This is a genomic window from Paenibacillus sp. B-A-8 (assembly GCF_048572915.1).
GTDB lineage: Bacteria > Bacillota > Bacilli > Paenibacillales > Paenibacillaceae > Paenibacillus_AQ.
The window spans coordinates 6,774,550-6,795,619 of record NZ_CP183882.1 but is presented as its reverse complement, the minus strand read 5'-3'; the positions used below and the strand labels follow the sequence as shown (position 1 = coordinate 6,795,619).

Genomic DNA, 21,070 nt, shown 5'->3' with positions numbered 1-21,070 from the left:
GAGTGCCTTTCTTTATCACTTGTCGCTATGGAATACCTTAGATTGAAGCACATCCAGCGCTCGGTTGATTTCTTCTAGTTCTTCAACAGAAGAATCCTTAATCCGGTCCAGGAAACGTTCGCCGATCCGCTCAAAAGCTGCATTCATCATCGCTTGTCCCTCTTCGGACAGTCGGATGAATTGCTTACGCCGATCTTCTGCGACATCCAGCTTTTCGCAAAGATTCTTTTCTGTTAATTTCTTGAGCTCACGGCTCGTGTTCGGCATAGAGATATTCTTACAATCACTGATTTGACTGAGAGTCACAGGCTGACTGACCGCTATATACTCCAGAATACTATATTGAACGGGCGTAATACCTTCCGGTCTAACATCTTTGGTTAAGTCGAATGTTACTTCATGGACTGCCGTCGTAAAGGTCACAAATTTATGAAAAAACGCTTCTTTGTTCATAACGATCACCTCTTAGTTTAAACTTTAACAAATTAATTATCATAATACAATTATCATTTGACAACTAAATAAAGGTTGTGATACGATTTTGTTATCAAATGATAATTAAAGAGGTGGAGCAATGAACGTTTTAGTTATCTATACACATCCGAATCATAAAAGTTTAAGTTATGCTTTTTTCAATAAAGTCATTCAAGGAAGTAATGAGAATGCTAAGATCTCGAAGATCGAGGTGCTTGATCTATATGAAGAGCAATTTGATCCGGTGCTGGTCTTTAATGAAAACAAACGTAGAAGAGACATGCATATCGATCCCAAGCTAGAGAAATATCGTGAGCAGATTCGTCAGGCCGACAAAATTGTGTTCGTGTACCCGATCTGGTGGGGCCGGCCTCCCGCTATGCTACTCGGGTATATTGATCAAATGTTCGCTTCTAATTTCGCTTACAGAGAAAAGGGCGGGCTTATACCTGAAGGGCTGCTGAAAGGGAAGTCAGTAGTTTGTATTTCCAGTATGAAGGGGCCAACCCTGTATCCTTTATACTGGTTAAATAACTCCCATAAAGTGCTGATGAGAAAAGCATTATTTCAATATTGTGGGATCAAGAAAGTGAAGTTTTTCGAGTTTGGGAATATGGAGAGCCCGAAAGGTAAACATGAAAAGAAGCTAAATCAGGTGTATCAATATTTTAAATCTGTAGCTAATTAATAAGATAGACTCAGCAGCACTATGATTTTTTCGGCTCGTTGTATAGATAAGCAACATAATCCTGCAGTACTGAAGTATGGCCCATTTGTCGTAGCATTGTACCGATATTCCCACGGTGATAGCTGCCATGGTTCGCAACGTGAAAGATAGCCCCAGAAATGGATGTCTCAAGCGATCCCATCGTTGGATGATCTAACACAACGGTGGGATCCTTATCTATTTGACTAGCCAACACCATTTTATTTTTGCTGGTTAGCTCACGATAGAGGACATCCATTTCTTCAATATCTTTTATTGCTAACAAGGGCTCTAATTGGGCAGCTGATGCTTTAGCTTCATTCCTAGTTCGTCCTGAAATCAAGTCAAACCAAATATTCTCCACGACATAAATATGCGTCACAACCTTTGCTACCGAAGAAAAACCACTCTGAATATCCTTATGATAAATGTCTTTAGGCAACTCCTTTAAGCGATGGATGATCGTTTGATTGGCCCATACATTATAATCATACATTTCTAACGCGGGATGCTTTTTCATGAGTTTCTCCCCCTAAAATTATGGATGCTTTAATTATACCCATCCCCAGAAAGCCCGGTACAATTTAGAAATGTTTATTACAGGATCTTTTGTCCAAAATAAACCAGAATACAGACGACAGCGATAAAGCAGAGGAGTAACCAATCGGCTAGCTTCATTCCCATCTAAACCGTACCTGCCTTGATCATTGTTAAGTTCTCACCACTTACTTGTTTGATTAAATTCATTACCTTATAGGCTCCTCTGCCGTTCTCATAAGGCTTCATCTTATCTTTGTAAGTAGAGCGGTTCTCGTATAGCGTCATAATCGAATGAACAAAGGTTTGAGTGGTCATCTCTTCTTCAAGTAACATTTCAGCGAGTCCAGTTTGTTGAAAATACTGCGCTTGGGCAAGTTGACCAGAGCGGCTGCCACCATTCGTGTGCGGAATTAATAACATTGGCTTTTGCATAGAAAGAAGCTCCATCATAGAATTTGAGCCTGCACGGGATACGACAACATCCGCCATAGCTAATAAATGCGGCAACTCACAGCTTGTAATGAATTCATACGATTTGTAGCCTGACATCGAGAGGTGATAATCAACTTTTCCCTCCCCGCAAATATGAACCACTTGAAATTTATTTATCAACTCAGCGAGTACATTGTTCACCATTTGGTTAATGCTATGTGCCCCTTGGCTTCCTCCCATAATAAGAAGAACAGGCTTAGCAGAGGTGAATCCGCAAAAGGCTAAACCACGTTGTTTATCAGCTAATTTGAATTGCTCCTTCAAGAGCGGTCCCACATGAACGGCTTTGAGGGAAGCGGACTGGGTTACAGTATCCAGAAAATTTGTACACAGATGAGTGGCAAACGGAAGTGATATTTTATTAGCTAGTCCAAGATTCAGGTCTGGTTCATAAATAATGATAGGCACTTTGTTAAGTTTAGCCCCAATCACGACGGGTACAGAAACAAATCCACCTTTAGAAAAAATCACACTTGGTTTGATGGTTCGTAGGAGCCGGTAGGATTGAAAGATGCCCTTCATGATTTTGAATACATCAGTTACATTCTTCCAATCGAAGTAGCGTCTCAATTTTCCTGTGGAAATAGGATGATAGGTCACATCCTCCTTGTAATCAGACAAAAGCTTACGCTCAATCCCTTGTTCGGAACCTATATAATGAACGTCCCAATCCTCTGCTAAACACTTAGGGATCAACACGAGGTTGCCGGATACATGGCCAGCGGAGCCTCCACCTGTAAATACGATCGAGGTACTCATACTAGAAACCCACCTTGTTGTAACATTTCTTTTATCGCAGGTTTGCTCATCAACACATGATCGGAATCATAGCTTTGGAAGTCCACGGGCGGGCAAGAGGCATAAACTTTTTGTAACCCTTCTATAGGAAAAGGAGGGAGAATCACATAATAGTGATCATCCAGATGAATAGAAGATGTGCTCTCGAATTCCGAAATTAGAGCCTCACTTAAGCTCTCTCCGGGGCGGATTCCTGATTCCTTGATTTGGATCGGGCCAGTTGATAAGTTATCAATTAAGACTTGGGCAAGATCCTTAATGCGACATGCAGGCATCTTGGTCACAAAAATTTCTCCGCCTTTGCTGTCTTCTGTCGCCTTAAGGAGTAAGGTAATTGCATCATCTATGGTTAAGAAAAAACGAGTCATTCTAGCATCTGTAAGAGAAATGTCTTTTCCATTTGCAATACTTTGTTTGAAAATAGGAACCACACTGCCTGTTGAGCCTAGGACGTTGCCACTTCTAACACAAACAAACTGAGTTTTGGTTTGTCTGAGATTGGCATGGACCATTAGCTTTTCGCCGAGTGATTTTGTCATTCCGTAGGTGCTCGATGGTTGCGCTGCTTTATCGGTTGAGACATAGACTACTTTTTTTACGCCATGTTTAATAGCGGCTTGAATCACATGCTGAGTTCCGAGTACATTAGTCTTCATCGCACTGTCCGGCTGTTGTTCACAGATCGGCACATGCTTCAAGGCTGCTAAGTGATAGATATAATCTACTTGATGGCAAGCCTGCATCAGTTCATGCTTATCACGAACATCACCAATGATGAAGGTTAGTTTGGGGTTATGATGGTATTCCTGTTGTAGTTCTACTTGAAGAGATTCATTACGGGAAAATATTCTGATTTCTTTAGGTTCTCTTTCCAATAAACGTTTTACTAGCTGCCGTCCCCAAGATCCGGTTCCTCCAGTAATTAATATGGTTGTATTCTGCACGATTTGTTCCTCCTATGATCTTAGCTATAGAATAATCATAGTGTTGGTATGTTACGTGAATATGGCAAAGGGTTAAGAAGCCTTTACAACCGGCCCCTTAACCCTTTTTTAAATCCTTAATATCCGTCCGTTTGTGTACCAGATTGCTCTGCAATTTCCGTGCCCTCTCGATTATCTGAGGTACCTAGATGTTTGTGGTCGGCTTTGGCTTGAGCAAGACCTTCAGCCACTCGGCGGCCGTAGTCGGGATCAGCCTTTGTGAAATGCTCGATCATATTGTTCTGAATAACAGGCGCACATATTTTCAGTGCATCGACCAAGTTATGAATCAATTCATCCCGTTCCCAATCCTCGAACTTGCGATAGGTATCACCAGCTTGCCCGAAGTCATTTGTCCGACTAATTTTGTCGCGAACTAGTCGATCATTATACATCGGTTGATGTTCTTTGCCAGAAGGAGCTGCCTCTTTTAACCCGCCAAGCGAGGAAGGTTCGTAATTGACATGTGGGTTTTGCTCAGGCGCCTTATCCACAAGATAAGTCATTTGCCCATCCCGCTGATTCGTTGCTACCCTTGTCTTTGGAGCGTTGATCGGCAATTGAATGTAGTTCGCGCCTACCCGGTGCCGCTGAGTATCCGAATAGGAGAACGTCCGGCCTTGCAGCAGCTTGTCATCCGAGAAATCCAGACCGTCTACTAGAACTCCAGTCCCGAAAGCGACCTGTTCGACCTCGGCAAAATAATTGTCTGGATTCCGATCCAGAACCATCTTTCCGACAGGTGAAAATGGAAAACGTTCATGATCCCAAAGCTTAGTAGGATCCAGTGGATCAAAATCGAGCTCAGGATGCTCATCGTCACTCAGGATTTGCACACAAAGTTCCCATTCGGGGTAATCCTTGCGTGCAATCGCCTCATATAAGTCCTGCGTAGCGTGACTGACATTTTTAGCTTGTATATCTTCTGCAGCCTGCTGAGTTAGATTCTTTATGCCATGTTTCAGTGGTTCCCAATGGTATTTGATTAAGACGGCTTCACCCTGTTCATTCACCCATTTGTAGGTATTGACCCCAGACCCCTGCATTTGCCGATAGTTGGCCGGAATTCCCCAAGGAGAGAACAGAAACGTAATCATGTGAGTAGCCTCAGGTGAGTTCGATACGAAATCAAACATCCGCTCTGGATTTTGCAGATTGGTCACAGGATCTGGCTTGAAAGCATGAACCATGTCAGGGAACTTTAGCGGATCACGGATAAAGAAGATCTTCAGATTGTTGCCGACCAAGTCCCAGTTGCCATCCTCTGTATAGAACTTTGTGGCGAAGCCGCGTGGATCACGAAAGGTCTCCGGAGAGTAAACACCATGAACTACCGTAGAAAATCGTACGAATACAGGTGTCTTTTTGCCTGCTTCTTGAAATAGCTTAGCACGCGTATACTTCGAGACGGGTTCATCACCTACTTTTCCATAAGCTTCAAAATATCCGTGGGCGCCTGCCCCCCTAGCATGAACAACTCTTTCTGGAATACGCTCTCGATCAAAATGTGATATCTTCTCGATGAAGTGGTAGTTTTCGAGCGTCGATGGCCCACGATTTCCTACCGTTCGTATATTTTGATTATCTGTAATCGGATGTCCCTGTCGATCCGTTAAAATCATATCTTCTTTTTCCTTATCCATATGACAAAGCTCCACCTCTATTCAGATATGAATAGTATTTTCTACCATAATTCTGAAAAGTATGCGAAACCCACTGACAAGAGATGTTATGAAAGTTACAATTTTTATTGGCATTTGAAATAATGACTGTTATATTTGAAAATACTATGCGTTATAAGCTTAGCAACTTGGTATCGACAGAATGGAGAGGCGGAATTACATGCAACAATTTTTAGATAGTATGATAAGCGTAACAAATGATTTTTTGTGGTCCAAAATACTGGTGATCCTTCTTATTGCTTGTGGACTTTATTTCACCGTAAGATCGAAATTTGTACAGTTTGGTATGTTCAAAGAAATGTTTCGGGTTCTTAAAGGATCCAATGAAAGGTCAAAAGATAGTATTTCATCCTTCCAGGCCTTCTGCATTAGTATGGCGGCGAGGGTAGGGACGGGTAATATAACGGGAATCGCAATTGCTATTGCCATAGGTGGCCCAGGGGCTATCTTCTGGATGTGGGTGATTGCCATTATTGGATCAGCATCCGGCTTTATAGAAAGCACCTTGGCACAGGTATATAAAGTGAAGGATAAGACCGGATTTCGCGGTGGTCCTGCCTATTATATGGAGAAAGGCCTGAACAAGCGCTGGATGGGAGCGATATTTGCGGTTCTGATCACGTTATCCTTCGGCCTTGTATTTAACGCGGTCCAATCGAATACGGTCACAGTGGCCTTTGAAAATTCGTTTGGCACCAACCGGGCCATTCTTGGGGTTGTAATGGCTGCTGCCTTTGCGGTGGTTATCTTCGGCGGTGTTAAGCGTATCGCAAGAATGTCTGAATACATTGTAGTGGTAATGGCAGGGCTCTACATTGGGGCTGCTCTTATTATAATGCTGATTAATATTACGGAGCTCCCGGGAGTTATCGCACTCATTGTGAAAAGTGCCTTCGGATTTGAACAAGTCGCTGGTGGCTCTCTTGGTGCAGTAATTCTACAAGGTGTGAAACGTGGCTTGTTCTCTAACGAAGCGGGTATGGGTAGTGCGCCTAATGCTGCGGCAACGGCAACCACGAGTCATCCGGTGAAGCAAGGGCTAATGCAAGCGCTAGGCGTACTCACAGATACGTTACTCATTTGTTCGAGTACGGCGTTCATTATCTTGTTGTCTGATGCCTATAAGCAGCCAGGGCTGGATGGAATCAAGCTGACACAAGCCGCATTAAGCGAGCATATTGGTTCTTGGGCATCCGGATCACTAGCGATTATGATTTTTTTGTTTGCGTTCAGCACGTTAATTGGAAATTATTATTACGGTGAGACTAATATAGAATTTTTGAATTCCAATAAAAAAGTATTACTATTCTATAGATACAGTGTTTTGGCGATGATTATTTTTGGTTCCGTAGCAAAGGTTCAATTGGTATGGGATTTGGCCGACTTATTTATGGGCTTCATGGTTATCGTGAATTTGATTGCCATCCTGCTATTATCCAAAGTGGCTTTTGCCGCCTTGAAGGATTATAAAAGGCAGAAACGTGAAGGGAAGGATCCTGTTTTCTATAAAGACAGCATTCCGGGGCTCGAGAACGTTGAAGGTTGGGACAATTCTTCAGATATAAAGAGATAGAATTAGAAAAACGAGCCTTTCGAATCGCTTCTGAGGCTCGTTTTTCGTTTTGCATTGAAGATATAAAATTAGTTTTTCTTAATTTAGGGTTTAACCTGCGGCCCATACATCTAACTCGATTTTTAATTCAGGTAAACCTAATCCTTTGACATAAGCAATGGTCATTGAAGGAGGCGTCTTGCCGAATACCTTATTCCAAATTTCATAGAAATGGTCCCAATCGATTTCTTCCGTAGCCCAAATGTTGATTTTGATTACATGATCCGGTGTCAGCTTTTGAGAAGAAAGGACTTCAACAATATTACTCATTGTATTGGTTACCTGTTGATTAAAATCTGTAGGGATATGATTATGATGATCGATTCCAATTTGGCCGGAAAATACATACATCTCGGCATTTCTACTTATCTTTGTTACATGACTATAGTTACCAACGGGTTTCGCAATATTCTCTGGATTATATCTTGTAACAATATTATTATTTAAGTTCATTTTTATGAAGTCTCCTTTAAATAGAAGATACATAACGATATCTAGGTTATATATCTCCACTGTTTTTTAGTTTTAATTTTTGACAGACTTATCCTATCAATCATTAATTCTAGAAAAAAACAGCCGTAGAATACCCAATACCAAAGGACAAAGATTTTAGCGATCTCTTTTTCATCGGGTATTCCTCCTTCTTATTTAAAGTAAGATAACTTCATCCGAATGATATCATTAATTCATGGAAGACGGCAACTTTGCCTGCTCCGGCAATATAACCTTAATATGACTAGGGATAACAATCAGCGAAAGGGCTCAGGAAATTGAGCTTTTTTTGCTATATTAAATGAAAATTTTGATTTATTTTTTGAAATAAATCAAAAAACACTTACATTATTGGATTTTATATTGTTATAATTACAAACAGACCGGTTGGTATGTCAGGAGGAATACAATATTATGGATACAAAATCGCTGATAATTGATAAGGCGACACTCCTTTTCCAACAAAAAGGATATAAGAGCGTAGGTGTCAGTGAAATTTTAAAGGCTTGTGAGGTCACAAAAGGAGCGCTCTATCATCATTTTCCAAATGGAAAAGAAGAACTATTAATTGCTTGCTTACACGGATTAAATGAAACAATCATGATAGATGTCGAGGATATTTTTAGTAAACATTCATCGACTCAAGAAGCTATACAATTCATGATCGACAAGTTAATTTTGAGCTTAGAAACAGAGGGTACCATCACTGGATATACATTTAGCAGTATTGTCAGTGAAATGGCTACGGTGAGTGAACCTGTACGCAAAGCATGTAGTTTGTTATATGAGAACATTCAAAGTGTTTATCGTGCAAAGCTTGTATCTGACGGATTTACGAATGAATCAGCCTCTACGATTGCTATGTGGATGATAGCTTCGATTGAAGGTGCGATGATGTTATGTCTAACGCAACAATCATCAGATCCCCTAAGAACTGTGGCACAACTATTCCCTATAATATTGAAAGGAAGAACATCATGAATCAAGAAGCAAGATTACCAAGAAACGGCAAGGAGGGGGCATTATATGGTGCAATCATTTGTACACTGACGGTACTGTTTATGTCTTCAATAAATATCATTTTAGGAGTTGGAGAATTTAATGGTGAAGTTGCCTTAACGATTCTTAAGGTGTTTCCGATCATTTGGGTAATTGTTATGATTATTGAGCCTGTTGTTATTGGTCGTATTGCTGAAAAGCTGACAGCTACATTCACACAACCCACCGATAGTTTCAACGCCAAAATCCTTTTCCGCATCTTATTCACCGTACTGGGAATGTCATTCTGTATGACGTTTATTGGTGACATGATCGGAAATGGGTTGAGTTCTCAAACGTTTAATCACTTCTTAGCCAATTGGCCAAGAAATTTCCTGATTGCACTATTCGCTGAAAGTATATTGATACAGCCATTTGCAAGATTTGTGATGGTAAAGCTACATGCTTCTCAGGACAAAAAGAAATCCAGCGCTGCTGGCGTAACTATACATGGATTATCGGAACAAAAATCGTAATATAAATAAGCTCTCAGGCGAAGCGATTCGTTTGAGAGCTTTTCTATTTCCGTATATAATGATATCTTGGTTGAATAATTGAAACTTAAATCTTTGCCCGTACTTTCGGGTAAGCCCTCCTATATAACAATGAAAGCATAACAATGAGAGGTAATTTATAAATATGATGATTTATAGTCGTCTTGCCATAATGATGCCCCCATTTCCCTAGCTAGGCTCATATTCTTGTAGTTGTTCGAGGATATAAGCTTGTAGGAGGGCGAATTTAATATGAAAAAATATGCAGCACCATCTTTACTGCTAATGATTGTTCTTGTGGCTTTTCCGCAAATTAGTGAGACGATCTATACTCCATCTTTGCCGGATATTGCGGTTGCACTTGGCGTCGCTAATAGTTCTGTACAATTAACATTAAGTATATATTTTATCGGATTTGCTTTAGGTGTTTTGTGTTGGGGTTGGCTCTCTGATTTCATCGGACGGAGACCTGCCATGCTGGGTGGCCTCATTGTATATGGTATTGGAAGCTTGATGTGTTTTTACTCGGAATCCATTAATCTGCTGTTAATCAGTCGGTTTATACAAGCGTTCGGAGCAGCGACAGGCTCGATCATTACACAAACAATTCTTCGTGAGAGTGTATCCGGAAATAAGCGGCATGCCATGTTTGCCCAAATTTCGGCTGTGATTGCTTTTACTCCAGCAGTAGGGCCGCTTATTGGCGGCTTCGTGGATCAAGCTTTTGGTTTTCGAGCAGTTTTCTTTACATTAGTGATGATGAGTGTGTTGTTGTTTATGTATGCCTTTTGGAAGCTGCCAGAAACCACAGATGTTTCCACGAGAAAAAAGGTGGCCATTCTACCTATCGTTAAAAAAATGCTCTCATTGCCACGTGTACTAGTGTTTGGGTTACTGATCGGGGGCATCAATGGAGTTTTATTTAGCTACTATGCGGAAGCACCCTTTATATTTATTGAACACTTTAACATTTCACCGGGAGTATATGGTTTTTTAGGCATTGTTGTGGCCTTGGCATCGATAGTGGGAGCAATGATGTCCAAGAGATTATTGAGTCTCTATGCCGCAGAAAAAATAATTCACATCGGCTGTTTAGTGATGGCTGCAGGTTCCTTGCTATTAACATTTGTGAGTAGTCTTGGAGCGTTGCCGGATATAATACTGATCGTATGTATTTTAATCACCCTTTTTGTTATGTTAATGGGGGCCGGTATCGCTTTGCCTAATTGTCTAAGTCTTGCTCTTGTTCAATTTCAGGACGTTGTAGGGACGGCAGGCGCGATCTTCAGCTTGGGATATTATCTGCTAGTAAGTTTAGCGACGTGGGGAATGAGCGCCCTGCATAATGGTTCATTACTGACGATGCCTATCTATTTCTTAGGGATTAGCGGCGGAATGTGGTTATTAAGTAAAAAGTTTATTGTAGCGGAATAGAATTTACTTCTTAGTTATTTGATTAGAAGGAGATATGGAACGGGGTATCCATAAATGAATGGCAGTCTGGAACTTTTTTAGTTCCGGACTGCTTTTTATTTGTTAGTCTACCTCCGGTACAATGACTTGGATATGACGAGGGAGAACACTTAGCGTAATTGGTAAAATCGGACCTTCTTCACCATCCACATTGGTTCTTACGGCTTCTGGAGAGCTGACTGTCACATTTTGGGCCGTGAAATAGACAACGTCTTTATGATCCTTAAGGCTGCCAAGTAGTAAAGAAATACTGGCTGTAATGGTATTGAGTATACTAAGGTCTTGAATAATAAAACAGTGAAGCAGACCATCGTCAACCGCAGCATCAGGTATCAGATTCTCGAATCCACCAACAGAGTTGGTTAACACGGCGAGAAAAAGCGGGGAATCGCCTTGCCATGTCTTCTCATCATAATGAATGACAAGAGGGTGGGGGGAAGTGCTTGTAAGTTGTTTTAGGCCTTCTTTCAAATATGCCAATGAGCCGAGTTTGGTTTTCTCTTCGATTGATACGGAGGATAATGATCCGGCGATTGAACCTACAGCAACAACATTTCCGAATAAGCGGTCATTCAAGCAACCAATATCAACTGTCTTTACGTTAGAGGAAGCAAGGGTTTGAATGGCTATTTCGGGATTCAATGGAATCTGTAACGCGCGGGCAAAATCATTAACCGTTCCTAAAGGGACTACACCTAACTTTGGGTGTTGTTTCTGATTCATAAGACCATTAATGGTCTCGTGAAGCGTGCCATCCCCGCCAATGGAGACGACTAGATCGTAACACTCCTCGCAGGCAGTGATACAGTAACGAGTTGCATCTAGTTCCTTTGCCGTCTCCTTGATCGTAACCAAGTAGCCTTGATCAGCTAGAACTCTTTCTGCATATCTGACATATTCGCCAGCTTCTTCTTTACCAGATGAGGGGTTAATAATAATCATAGCTTGCCGCATAGGAATTATCCTCTCTTGTTCAATCTAATAGCCTATTAGTTGATTACCCCAAAGTGTTATAGCGGAAATCATAACAACCAAAAAAGAGGTGAGCAAGAACGACCTAAGTCGTCTTACTCACCTCTTTTTTAAACGCTTGCCGTCCCTATAAGGACGGCGAAGGCGTTTATGCTTATTAATAGACCTTGTCACCATTAAAAATGGAATTCTTAACGATAACATAATCGACTTTACGAATGGCTTCCAATTTATTGCCTCCAGCATAAGAAATCGAGGACTGAAGATCTTGCTCCATCTCTCTCAACGTTTCTGCTAAAGCGCCTTTGTGTTCGACAACTATTTTTTTGCCCTCAACATTCTTCTTTTCACCTTTTTGGTATTCAGAAGCGGAGCCAAAGTACTCTTTATACAGCTTTCCATCGATTTCGATGGTATCACCAGGAGATTCTTCATGCCCTGCAAATAGGGAACCGATCATGACCATGGAAGCCCCAAATCTAATGGATTTGGCGATATCACCGTGTGTCCGAATGCCTCCGTCAGCGATAATAGGCTTACTTGCAGCCTTCGCACACAAGCGCAGTGCAGCCAATTGCCAGCCACCTGTTCCAAATCCAGTCTTAATCTTCGTGATACATACTTTACCTGGTCCAATTCCTACTTTAGTAGCGTCTGCCCCAGCATTCTCTAATTCTCTAACGCCTTCTGGTGTTCCCACGTTTCCAGCAATAACGAAACTAGTAGGCAGGTACTGTTTAATGTGCTTGATCATACGAATGACAGCCTCGGAATGACCATGAGCAATATCTATTGTAATGAATTCCGGAACCAACTGTTCGTTAGATAATTGTTCCACGAAATCATACTCTTCCTCTTTAACTCCGACACTTATGGATGCGATTAATCCGCGGGCGTGCATGTCTTTGATGAAAGATGTACGCTTCTCCGGTTCAAAACGATGCATAATGTAAAAGTAGCCATTTTCCGCTAAGAAGCTGGCGATCTTCTCATCTATGATGGTTTGCATATTTGCGGGTACCACAGGTAATTTAAAAGTATGACCGCCCAAGGTTACTGATGTATCACACTCCGAACGGCTATTTACGATACATTTTGCAGGAATTAACTGAATATCTTCATAATCGAATACTTTTTTCATTATATACACCTCTAAATGCGAACATTATAGTATTTTGGTTTGTTGATTGTTCGTCCACTTTGTAATGTACAGCATTCCGAACAAGAAGTCAAAATTCTAGTACATTATGGTGTAAATTGGACTTAATTATACGACAATTTGGTGTACAACTAATGATTCATATAAAAAAGCAGATTATTCATAACGAACCAAAGAAATTTAGATAACGTAAATTTAAGAACTGCTCTAAAATTTAGTCATGGAAGCTCTTACATTATAGAAAAGAAAAGGGAGGTCTCACCGTGAAAAAGTTTAATATCTTACTTCTCACCGCCGTCACTTTACTCTCGATGACACTTGCAGGTTGTGGTAGTGAGAATAACGCTCCAGCAGCCAATCAAGGGGAAAAGAAAGATAAGGTGAAAATCAGAATTGCGTACTGGAACAAAGAGGATAGTGTTAAGACCCTTCTTGATCTGGTAAAAGAAAAGCTACCGAATATTGAGCTTGAATATCAATTTATTGATAACAAGCAGTATCAAAATATTATTGAAACACAGCTAACGGCTGGAGCAGGCCCAGACATTATTTCTACTAATCCTTATACGGCATCAAGATATGCAAAGCTAGGCTACATTAAGGATATCTCTGAACTAGCTGATCGTTATAATGACGGTGGCAAGAATGTCTACTCTGTAGACGGTAAATTATATGCGCTTCCGGGAATCAGTTGGTTCGAAGGCATGTTCTATAATAAAGAGATTTTTGAAAAGCTGAATCTGAAGGTTCCTACAACCTTTGAGGAAGAACTAGCGCTCCATGAGACATTGAAACAGAATGGAATCAAACCTCAGGCGATGGGTGCTAAATCTTGGGAGCCTATGATGAAATCTTCTATGGGCCTAGTAATGAACAACTTCTTGTCTAAGGCTGAGAATAAAGACTTCGATGTACAGTACGGTGAAGGTAAGAAAAAGCTTGATGGGAACTGGAATACAGCCCTTGAGCAATGGACGGAATTAATCAAACGGGGCTATTTAACGGAGGATATGCTTGGCGTGGATTATGACCAAGCCTTGGATGAATTCGCAACTGGAAAAGCTGCTATGTGGCAGTCTGGGCCGTGGGCTGTAGAAGCCATTCAAACGAAAAATCCGAATTTGAAATTTGATATGTTTCCTTTCTATGGATCTGAGCCAGGTGCGGGCTGGTTGATTGGTGGTCCGGGTGTAGGATTTGCTGCAAATAGTAAGTCAGAGCACCAAGAAGAAATCATGCAGGTACTAGATTTAATTTCAACGCCTGAAGGACAACAAGCTTTCTGGAGTGACAACAAGGGTGGCAGCAGCTATTTGAAAGATGTTGAATTCGAAATGCCTGAACAATTCGCCAGTGTAAGCGAAACGTTGAAAGCAGGAAATGTATATGCACCGTGGAACAACTGGGGCGATGCATCTAATGTAATTGAAGATTACGGTAAGAATTTTCAATATGTATTGAGTGGAAAAATGACAATTGCGGAAGCACTGCAAGCCATTGATAAGAAGACCAATGAACTCATTCAAGGTAAAGCACAATAATGAGCTATGATACTTGCGGCAGCCTGATCGCTGCCCGCAAGTGTTTTACAAGAGAGGTTGAATAGTATGAATACGAAAATGAGGTTGCTAAAGAGGGAACTTGATTATCAAATATTGATCCTGCCGGTGCTGATCTTTTACTTACTATTTTGTGTATATCCCTTTTTCTCGACATTTTACTATAGTTTTACCGACTATTCCAATATGAAATTAGATAATTTGAAATTTGTAGGATTCGATAATTTTAAGGGTATTTTTGATAGTGATCTGTTAACGATATCGATCAAGAACTCCATTATCTACGCCATTCTAATGACCGTATTCCAGACTAGTCTCGGCTTAATTCTGGCTGTATTTCTAGATCGTAAACTAAAGACCAAAAATATTTTGCGTTCGATGTTCTTCTTGCCTGCGGTATTTAGCCCGTTAATTATTGGTTATTTATGGAGCTATATTATGTCTACTTCAGATTTCGGTCTGATCAACCGGGCGGTTACTGCGCTGGGATTTGCGAAAATCAATTTCTTAGGCAATCCTGACTTAGCCTTGTATTCGGTGGTCGGAACGCAATTGTGGCAGTGGACCGGGTGGGCGATGGTTATCTTCCTTGCCAATCTGCAATCCATTCCTAAGGATTTATATGAGGCGGCAGAAATCGACGGAGCCAATAGCTGGGGTAAGTTCTGGAGAGTGACTTTGCCGCTTATGCAGCCTTCCGTTAACGTTGTGTCGGTCACTGCCATGATCGGTGGGTTAAAAGTATTCGATATTATCTTTGCTCTAACCGAAGGTGGACCGGGAAATTCGACACAAACAATTATGACAGCTTATATCAAGACGGTATTTACAGAAGGATTTTATGCGAAAGGTGCAGCCTTTGGGGTTGTATTCTTCATTGCCGTGATGATCATTACCATGGTGATGATGAGCTTCTTGAGAAAATGGGGTGAACAAACACGATGAATACGAAATGGCTGCGAAAATGGGGAAATCCCTTATTTGAAGTTTGTATGATTATTGCTGCCTTAATTACTTTTATACCGATTTACTATTTGATTGTGACTACATTTAAAACACCAGATCAGGCAACGCTGTTTCCTTTGTCATTACCCTCTACTTTTAACTTCGGCAATTATGCAGAGGCATGGAACACGATGCAATATCCGCGTGTATTTATGAATACGTTTATTGTTACGGTGCTATCTGTGTTAGGCATTGTCTTGTTCTCATCCATGGCGGCGTATGCTCTGGCGAGAAGAAATCATGCGTTTAATCGCTTTTTGTTCTATTTTTTCTTGGCGGGAATGATGGTTCCTTTCCAAATGGGACTTGTGAATCTGTATAAATTGATCAATGCGCTTGGTTTAATGGATCATCTAGCTGCCGTAACGGTTGTAAATATCGGTACGGGCAGCATCATTGCCATTTTCTTATTTCATAGCTTCTTCCTTAGCTCGGTTCCGATTGAACTGGAAGAGGCAGCTTTTATAGACGGTTGTTCGGTTTTTAAAACCTTTTGGCTTATCGCATTTCCATTATTGAAGCCGGTTATAGCAACTGTGGTGATTTTAAGTACGTTGAACGTATGGAACGACTTTATGAACCCACTCCTATTCCTACAATCAAGGGAGAATAACGTCATCCTGTTGGAAGTCTTCCGTAATGTCGGACAATTCTCCGTGGACTGGACCAGCCTGTTTCCAATGTTATTGATGGGTGTTGCACCTCTAATGATTTTCTATCTCGTGATGCAAAAATATATTATTAAGGGCGTTGCGGCTGGAGCGCTAAAAGGATAATAGGAGGATTCGTTCTATGATGCTTCAAAGTGTAGATGTAATGAATGTATTAGCTATGATTGAAAGAGTCATCGGGCCAGAAAAGTCCTCCCAAATCCGCCTGGAATCTATAGCGCCAGAGAAGGATCAGGATGTATTTGAGTTAGCAAGCGACAGTGGTATGGTTGTGATCAAGGGCTCCTCCGGAACAGCTTTGGCATCGGGCTTCCACTGGTATTTAAAACATACTTGTAAGGCACATTTATCGTGGTGCGGAAATCAACTTGAGTTGCCTGAACAATTACCTGGACTATTCGAACCTATTCGTCTCGCGACGCCTTATAAATATCGGTATTATTTGAACTATTGTACCTTCTCCTACTCCATGCCTTTCTGGGATTGGGAACGTTGGCAACAAGAAATTGATCAGATGGCGATGAACGGTATCAACTTGGCACTTAGCATTATTGGGCAAGAAGAAGTGTGGAGAAGAACGCTGCTTCGGATAGGTTATGAGGAACAAGAGGTTTCTGAATTTGTATGTGGACCGGCTTTCTTTGCGTGGCAATGGATGCAGAATATGACGTCTTGGGGAGGTCCGCTACCCGAATGGTGGTTTGAAGATCGAGCTAAATTAGCGAATGCCATTCATCAGAGGATGTTAAGCTTAGGCATTTCGCCTGTGCTGCCAGGTTATAGTGGTATGGTTCCCCGGGATTTCGGTGATAAATTCCCTAGTTCAAGACCGGTCAATCAAGGCAAATGGTGTAATTTTGATAGACCTTCACTCTTACTGGCAGATGATCCGATGTATGCTACAGTAGCTACTGCTTTCTATGAGGAACAGCAAAAGCTATTCGGAACAGATATTCATTTCTATAGTGTAGATCCCTTCCATGAAGGCGGAAATACCGAGGGAATTGATTTAGCAGCTTATGCAGTTGGTGTTCAGACTGAGATGCTGCGTCATGATCCACAGGCTGTGTGGGTGTTTCAAGCTTGGGAAGGTAATCCGAAAAAAGAAATTTTACAGAACGTGATCCCGGAGCAAGCACTGGTGCTTGATTTGTGGTGTGAGTCCCATCCGACTTGGGAGACGAGTGAAGCCTTTCAAGGGATCCCTTGGGTGTGGTGTATGATTCAGAATTATGGTGGTAAAAACGGGATGTTCGGCAACTTAGATAGAATTGCACATGACCCTATCACCACTTTGCACAATCCACAAGCGGGTCGTATGTGTGGGATCGGAATGGCTATGGAGGGGATTGAGACCAATCCTGTAATGTACGATCTATTGGTGGACACCGTTTGGCGCTCAGAAGCGAATGATGTTGGGGAATGGCTAGAAGGTTATATCGAACGTCGGTACGGTAAAGTTGTTCCAGCAGCACAAGAGGCTTGGAACCTCCTACGAAAGAGTGTATACAACTGTAACACAGTGCAGCAGGGTGGGATGGAGTCCTTCATATGTGCACGTCCGTCCTTGGAGCTTACCAAAGTATCTAACTGGGGTCCGACAAATGTATATTATGAGCTTGAAGATGTGCGTCAAGCCTGCAAATCTCTGTTTGAGTGTTTTGAGGAATACAGCGATGCTGAGACCTATAGATATGACCTTACGGATGTGACTCGGCAAGCCTTGGCCGATTTGTCTCGAGTCTATTATAAACGCTTCACAGATGCTTATCAGACAGGGGATCAGGTCACATTCGAAAAAGAATCAGAGCAATTTCTACAGCTGATTCGTATGCAGGAGCGTTTGCTGCGTACCTATAAACAATTTTTGCTTGGACCGTGGCTTGAAGATGCTAAACGTATGGGAAGAACGGTAGAAGAGAAAGAGCTGTTCGAATTTAATGCGAGAACACTAATCACATTGTGGGGCCCAGAGGAATCATCACAACTACTGCACGAATACTCTCATAGAGAATGGTCTGGTTTAATCGAGAGCTTCTACTTACCTCGTTGGGAGATGTTTATCTCTTCGCTTAGTAAGGCGATGTCTGGTCAGACACCGCCAGAACCTATTGATTGGTATGCTTGGGAGTATAAATGGACGCAGGGTCATGAGCTATTTGCGACAGAGCCACAAGGATCGCTGTATGAAGTGGTGAGCAGCATCATAAATACGATTTCTGAGTTTGGTATAGCAGATTACAATGAATGAGCTTCAAGGAAAACAGTTTTCTAGCCAGAAAGTGGCGAAGGGGACTGTTTTTCCCGCATTCCTTAAGGCTGTAGAGATTTGGCTTCAGAAAACCATTGAATTCAAGAATGAAGTTGATAAAATTAAGCCATGGAGGGAGTCCTATCATGTACAGAATGCTAATAGCAGATGACAATAAGTACGAGAGAGATGGCATGAAATACTTGATCTCTAAATATAAACTTCCTTTAGAAATCAGCGAGGCCAGAAATGGCAAGGAAGCGCTGCAGATTATTGAACAACAAGAATTCGATCTTTTACTAACAGATATTAAAATGCCCTTTATGGATGGGCTGCAGTTAGTGAAGGCGGCTCGGGAAATCTATCCAAATCTGAAAATCATCCTTCTCAGCGGTCATAGCGAGTTCGAATATGCTAGAGCGGCTATTCCCTTGAAAGTGCTGCATTACTTGTTAAAGCCCGTTGAAGCAGAAGCATTACGCAGCGTTCTGTCTGAGGTCGTAGAACAATGTGAGCTAGAGGAAGCCCAGAAACGTAACGTAAATTTGAAACCGTATACAGGGGCGGGTGCACCGTCCAAGTCAGAGGCGGATGGAAGCCGTTCAGCAGACAGCGAATATGGTAAGCGAGCTGTGGATGAATTGATCCGTATCATCGAGAGCAAATATAACCAGGATCTAAGCTTGGAATATTTAGCGGCGAGTGTCCATCTGTCGGGCAGCTATCTTAGTCATATTTTTAAGAAAAGAACGGGCACAAGTGTAGTGAAATATATCAATCAGTACCGCATGGAAAAAGCGAAAGAATTTCTAGACCAAAGTAACTATAAAATTAACGATGTATATAAAATGGTGGGTTATTCCGACTTTTCATATTTCGGTGTTTCCTTTAAACAGCATTTCGGACTTACGCCGACGCAATATCGGGAAAAGGTCCGTTCGTTGTGAGAACGATACTGACTTTTTTTCGAGACAGAAAGCTCAAACATAAGCTGCTGGCCTCCTATCTTGTCGTGATCATTATCCCCATCTTAGTATTAGGAGTCTATTCTTACCGGATGGCTGAATCTTATTTGAAGCAGCAGTTGATGTTAGGTATGAAGAATACGGTAGAACAAATTTCGCTTAACTTGGAACAGACCTTTGAGAAACAGAACAATTTTATTGATTTCATGGTATTCAATCCGATTATTAAGAAAATTATGGGCTATGAATTAGGCGATATTATAAGTTATACGAAGGAACTCAATGAAAATATTGAGCCGACACTTTGGTACTATACGAATATTAATATGGAGTTAAAGGAAGTTAACTTCTATTCAGAATATACGGGCAAGCAGATCGGAAACTTTATCTACTCCAGTGATCAGGTTCGAAATTTAGATTGGTATCAATCCGCGAAGATGAGCAATCAGACGGAGTGGAACTATGATGATGACGTTTTATTTGTAACTCATAATATTATGAAAAGTAATAATACAACCTTTGCTGGTGTGCTGTACGTGAGGCTCGATAAGGATCGAATATTCGAAAAATTGGATGAGCTGAATACGAAGAGTGATTATGGCATCATTATTACAGATCGCAATCAACAAGTCGTCTATTCGAGTGCAAGTAGCGGGGTTGAAGAAGAGAATGTCGCAGATCATATTGTAGGTGCCGATTCAGGACAATTCAATATCGGACATAAGGAATATTCCTTGGTCAAAAGTGATATTGAACGCCCCGGATGGACGCTTTATTATTATACACCTGTAAAAAGCATGATTGTGGATACCAGCAGTATCCTAACCGCAATGGTGTCCATTATAGTGGTATGTATTTTAATCTTATTGCTGATTATATGGATTTTTACAAAAACGCTAGTGCAACCCATCTATAAGCTGAAAAAGAAAATAAGAGTCGTGGAAGAAGGCGACTTCGATATCCTGATCCATTCTAATTCTAAAGATGAGATTGGTGAGCTTACCAACAGCTTTGCCAGCATGGTTCGGAGGATAAAGGAATTGATCGGGCAGGTCTATCAATCCGGTATTATGGAAAAAGAAGCCGAATTGAAGGCACTCCAGGCACAGATTAGTCCTCATTTTCTATACAATACGCTTTCGATTATTAATTGGAGGGCGGTCCAAGTGGAGGCCGAGGACATCAGCGTGGTGGTCAATGCGCTTTCGAAATTTTATAGAACCAGTCTGAACAATGGAAAGCAATTGACGAGTATCCGGGATGAAATTCTTAATATTCAAGCCTATATCGACATTCAGTTGGCCATGCATGATGATCAGCTCTTCGATGTCACTTATCATATTGAGGAAGAGTTGTATTCCTATCAGACGATTAACTTTATATTGCAGCCGATTGTTGAGAATGCGATTAAACATGGTATCGATGAAAAAGAAGATGGGAAAGGCATGCTTACCATTGAAGCGTATACGTATAATGACAATATCCGGTTTGTGGTAAGTGACAATGGGAAAGGGATGGATCAGGAGCAAATCCAGCAGTTGTTATACTCTAACGGAACAGGCTACGGCCTGAAGAATGTTCATGAACGAATTAAGCTGTACTATGGAGAAGCTTACGGCATTTCTATCGAAAGTGAACTGAATGTATGGACAAGGATATGTATAGATATTAACAAAAGGTCATCCCTATAAGGGATGACCTTTC

Annotated in this window: 18 protein-coding genes and 1 pseudogene; 11 read left to right on the top strand and 8 right to left on the bottom strand. The window is 41.3% G+C overall.

Annotated features, from left to right (window positions below; all coding sequences use genetic code 11):
• Positions 1-15: 15 nt before the first annotated feature.
• The gene (locus tag ACN6MV_RS30640; protein WP_419885463.1) at positions 16-453 is read right to left on the bottom strand and encodes a MarR family winged helix-turn-helix transcriptional regulator; all 438 of its coding nucleotides are present in this window, start codon (positions 451-453) and stop codon (positions 16-18) included.
• 121 nt (positions 454-574) lie between these two features.
• Between ACN6MV_RS30640 and ACN6MV_RS30635 the strand changes: the two genes are divergently transcribed.
• Positions 575-1,162, top strand: a complete 588-nt coding sequence (locus ACN6MV_RS30635; RefSeq protein WP_042131626.1) for an NAD(P)H-dependent oxidoreductase — start codon at positions 575-577, stop codon at positions 1,160-1,162.
• Between the two features lie 19 nt (positions 1,163-1,181).
• Here ACN6MV_RS30635 and ACN6MV_RS30630 read toward each other — a convergent pair whose 3' ends face one another.
• The 4 genes and pseudogenes from ACN6MV_RS30630 to ACN6MV_RS30615 all read right to left on the bottom strand — a co-directional run.
• A complete protein-coding gene (locus ACN6MV_RS30630; protein ID WP_042131625.1) occupies positions 1,182-1,700 on the bottom strand; it encodes a DinB family protein in 519 nt (172 codons plus the stop codon).
• 164 nt (positions 1,701-1,864) lie between these two features.
• Entirely contained in the window at positions 1,865-2,971 is a 1,107-nt protein-coding gene (locus ACN6MV_RS30625; protein WP_419885462.1) for an undecaprenyldiphospho-muramoylpentapeptide beta-N-acetylglucosaminyltransferase, read from the bottom strand.
• The gene (locus ACN6MV_RS30620; RefSeq protein WP_419885461.1) at positions 2,968-3,954 is read right to left on the bottom strand and encodes an SDR family NAD(P)-dependent oxidoreductase; all 987 of its coding nucleotides are present in this window, start codon (positions 3,952-3,954) and stop codon (positions 2,968-2,970) included. The genes ACN6MV_RS30625 and ACN6MV_RS30620 overlap by 4 nt, the downstream gene beginning before the upstream one ends.
• Positions 3,955-4,070: 116 nt before the next feature.
• A pseudogene (locus tag ACN6MV_RS30615) lies at positions 4,071-5,609 on the bottom strand (catalase); the annotation flags it as partial.
• 226 nt (positions 5,610-5,835) lie between these two features.
• Between ACN6MV_RS30615 and ACN6MV_RS30610 the strand changes: the two are divergent.
• Positions 5,836-7,248: an alanine/glycine:cation symporter family protein gene (locus ACN6MV_RS30610; protein ID WP_419885460.1), complete on the top strand. Its 1,413-nt coding sequence runs from the start codon at positions 5,836-5,838 to the stop codon at positions 7,246-7,248.
• A 90-nt stretch (positions 7,249-7,338) separates the two neighbouring features.
• On the opposite strand, the gene ACN6MV_RS30605 is transcribed toward ACN6MV_RS30610, so the two are convergent.
• The gene (locus tag ACN6MV_RS30605; protein ID WP_419885459.1) at positions 7,339-7,740 is read right to left on the bottom strand and encodes a RidA family protein; all 402 of its coding nucleotides are present in this window, start codon (positions 7,738-7,740) and stop codon (positions 7,339-7,341) included.
• 453 nt (positions 7,741-8,193) lie between these two features.
• Here ACN6MV_RS30605 and ACN6MV_RS30600 point away from each other — a divergent pair, with 453 nt between their 5' ends.
• The 3 genes from ACN6MV_RS30600 to ACN6MV_RS30590 all read left to right on the top strand — a co-directional run bounded on the left by ACN6MV_RS30600 (position 8,194) and on the right by ACN6MV_RS30590 (position 10,745).
• Complete coding sequence (locus tag ACN6MV_RS30600; protein WP_419885458.1) at positions 8,194-8,760, top strand: TetR/AcrR family transcriptional regulator; 567 nt, start codon at positions 8,194-8,196, stop codon at positions 8,758-8,760.
• Positions 8,757-9,293 carry a DUF2798 domain-containing protein gene (locus ACN6MV_RS30595; RefSeq protein ID WP_419885457.1) on the top strand — a complete coding sequence of 179 codons (537 nt, stop codon included), beginning with the start codon at positions 8,757-8,759 and terminating at the stop codon, positions 9,291-9,293. The genes ACN6MV_RS30600 and ACN6MV_RS30595 overlap by 4 nt, the downstream gene beginning before the upstream one ends.
• Before the next feature lie 270 nt (positions 9,294-9,563).
• The gene (locus tag ACN6MV_RS30590; protein ID WP_076120370.1) at positions 9,564-10,745 is read left to right on the top strand and encodes a multidrug effflux MFS transporter; all 1,182 of its coding nucleotides are present in this window, start codon (positions 9,564-9,566) and stop codon (positions 10,743-10,745) included.
• Between the two features lie 102 nt (positions 10,746-10,847).
• On the opposite strand, the gene ACN6MV_RS30585 is transcribed toward ACN6MV_RS30590, so the two are convergent.
• On the bottom strand, positions 10,848-11,738 hold the full coding sequence (locus tag ACN6MV_RS30585) for a diacylglycerol/lipid kinase family protein (RefSeq protein WP_076120369.1): 891 nt from the start codon (positions 11,736-11,738) through the stop codon (positions 10,848-10,850).
• 175 nt (positions 11,739-11,913) lie between these two features.
• Positions 11,914-12,897, bottom strand: coding sequence for a GMP reductase (gene guaC / locus ACN6MV_RS30580; RefSeq protein ID WP_042131616.1), 984 nt, complete (start codon positions 12,895-12,897; stop codon positions 11,914-11,916).
• A gap of 281 nt (positions 12,898-13,178) precedes the next feature.
• Between guaC and ACN6MV_RS30575 the strand changes: the two genes are divergently transcribed.
• The 6 genes from ACN6MV_RS30575 to ACN6MV_RS30550 all read left to right on the top strand — a co-directional run bounded on the left by ACN6MV_RS30575 (position 13,179) and on the right by ACN6MV_RS30550 (position 21,057).
• Complete coding sequence (locus ACN6MV_RS30575) at positions 13,179-14,456, top strand: ABC transporter substrate-binding protein (protein WP_042131615.1); 1,278 nt, start codon at positions 13,179-13,181, stop codon at positions 14,454-14,456.
• A 66-nt stretch (positions 14,457-14,522) separates the two neighbouring features.
• A complete protein-coding gene (locus tag ACN6MV_RS30570; protein WP_139328583.1) occupies positions 14,523-15,419 on the top strand; it encodes a carbohydrate ABC transporter permease in 897 nt (298 codons plus the stop codon).
• Positions 15,416-16,255: a carbohydrate ABC transporter permease gene (locus tag ACN6MV_RS30565; RefSeq protein ID WP_419885456.1), complete on the top strand. Its 840-nt coding sequence runs from the start codon at positions 15,416-15,418 to the stop codon at positions 16,253-16,255. The genes ACN6MV_RS30570 and ACN6MV_RS30565 overlap by 4 nt, the downstream gene beginning before the upstream one ends.
• A 16-nt stretch (positions 16,256-16,271) precedes the next feature.
• Positions 16,272-18,401: an alpha-N-acetylglucosaminidase gene (locus tag ACN6MV_RS30560; protein WP_419885455.1), complete on the top strand. Its 2,130-nt coding sequence runs from the start codon at positions 16,272-16,274 to the stop codon at positions 18,399-18,401.
• Positions 18,402-18,547: 146 nt separating this feature from the next.
• Positions 18,548-19,348 carry a response regulator transcription factor gene (locus tag ACN6MV_RS30555; protein ID WP_076120365.1) on the top strand — a complete coding sequence of 267 codons (801 nt, stop codon included), beginning with the start codon at positions 18,548-18,550 and terminating at the stop codon, positions 19,346-19,348.
• A gap of 110 nt (positions 19,349-19,458) precedes the next feature.
• Positions 19,459-21,057 carry a sensor histidine kinase gene (locus tag ACN6MV_RS30550; RefSeq protein ID WP_341115679.1) on the top strand — a complete coding sequence of 533 codons (1,599 nt, stop codon included), beginning with the start codon at positions 19,459-19,461 and terminating at the stop codon, positions 21,055-21,057.
• Positions 21,058-21,070 lie beyond the last annotated feature (13 nt).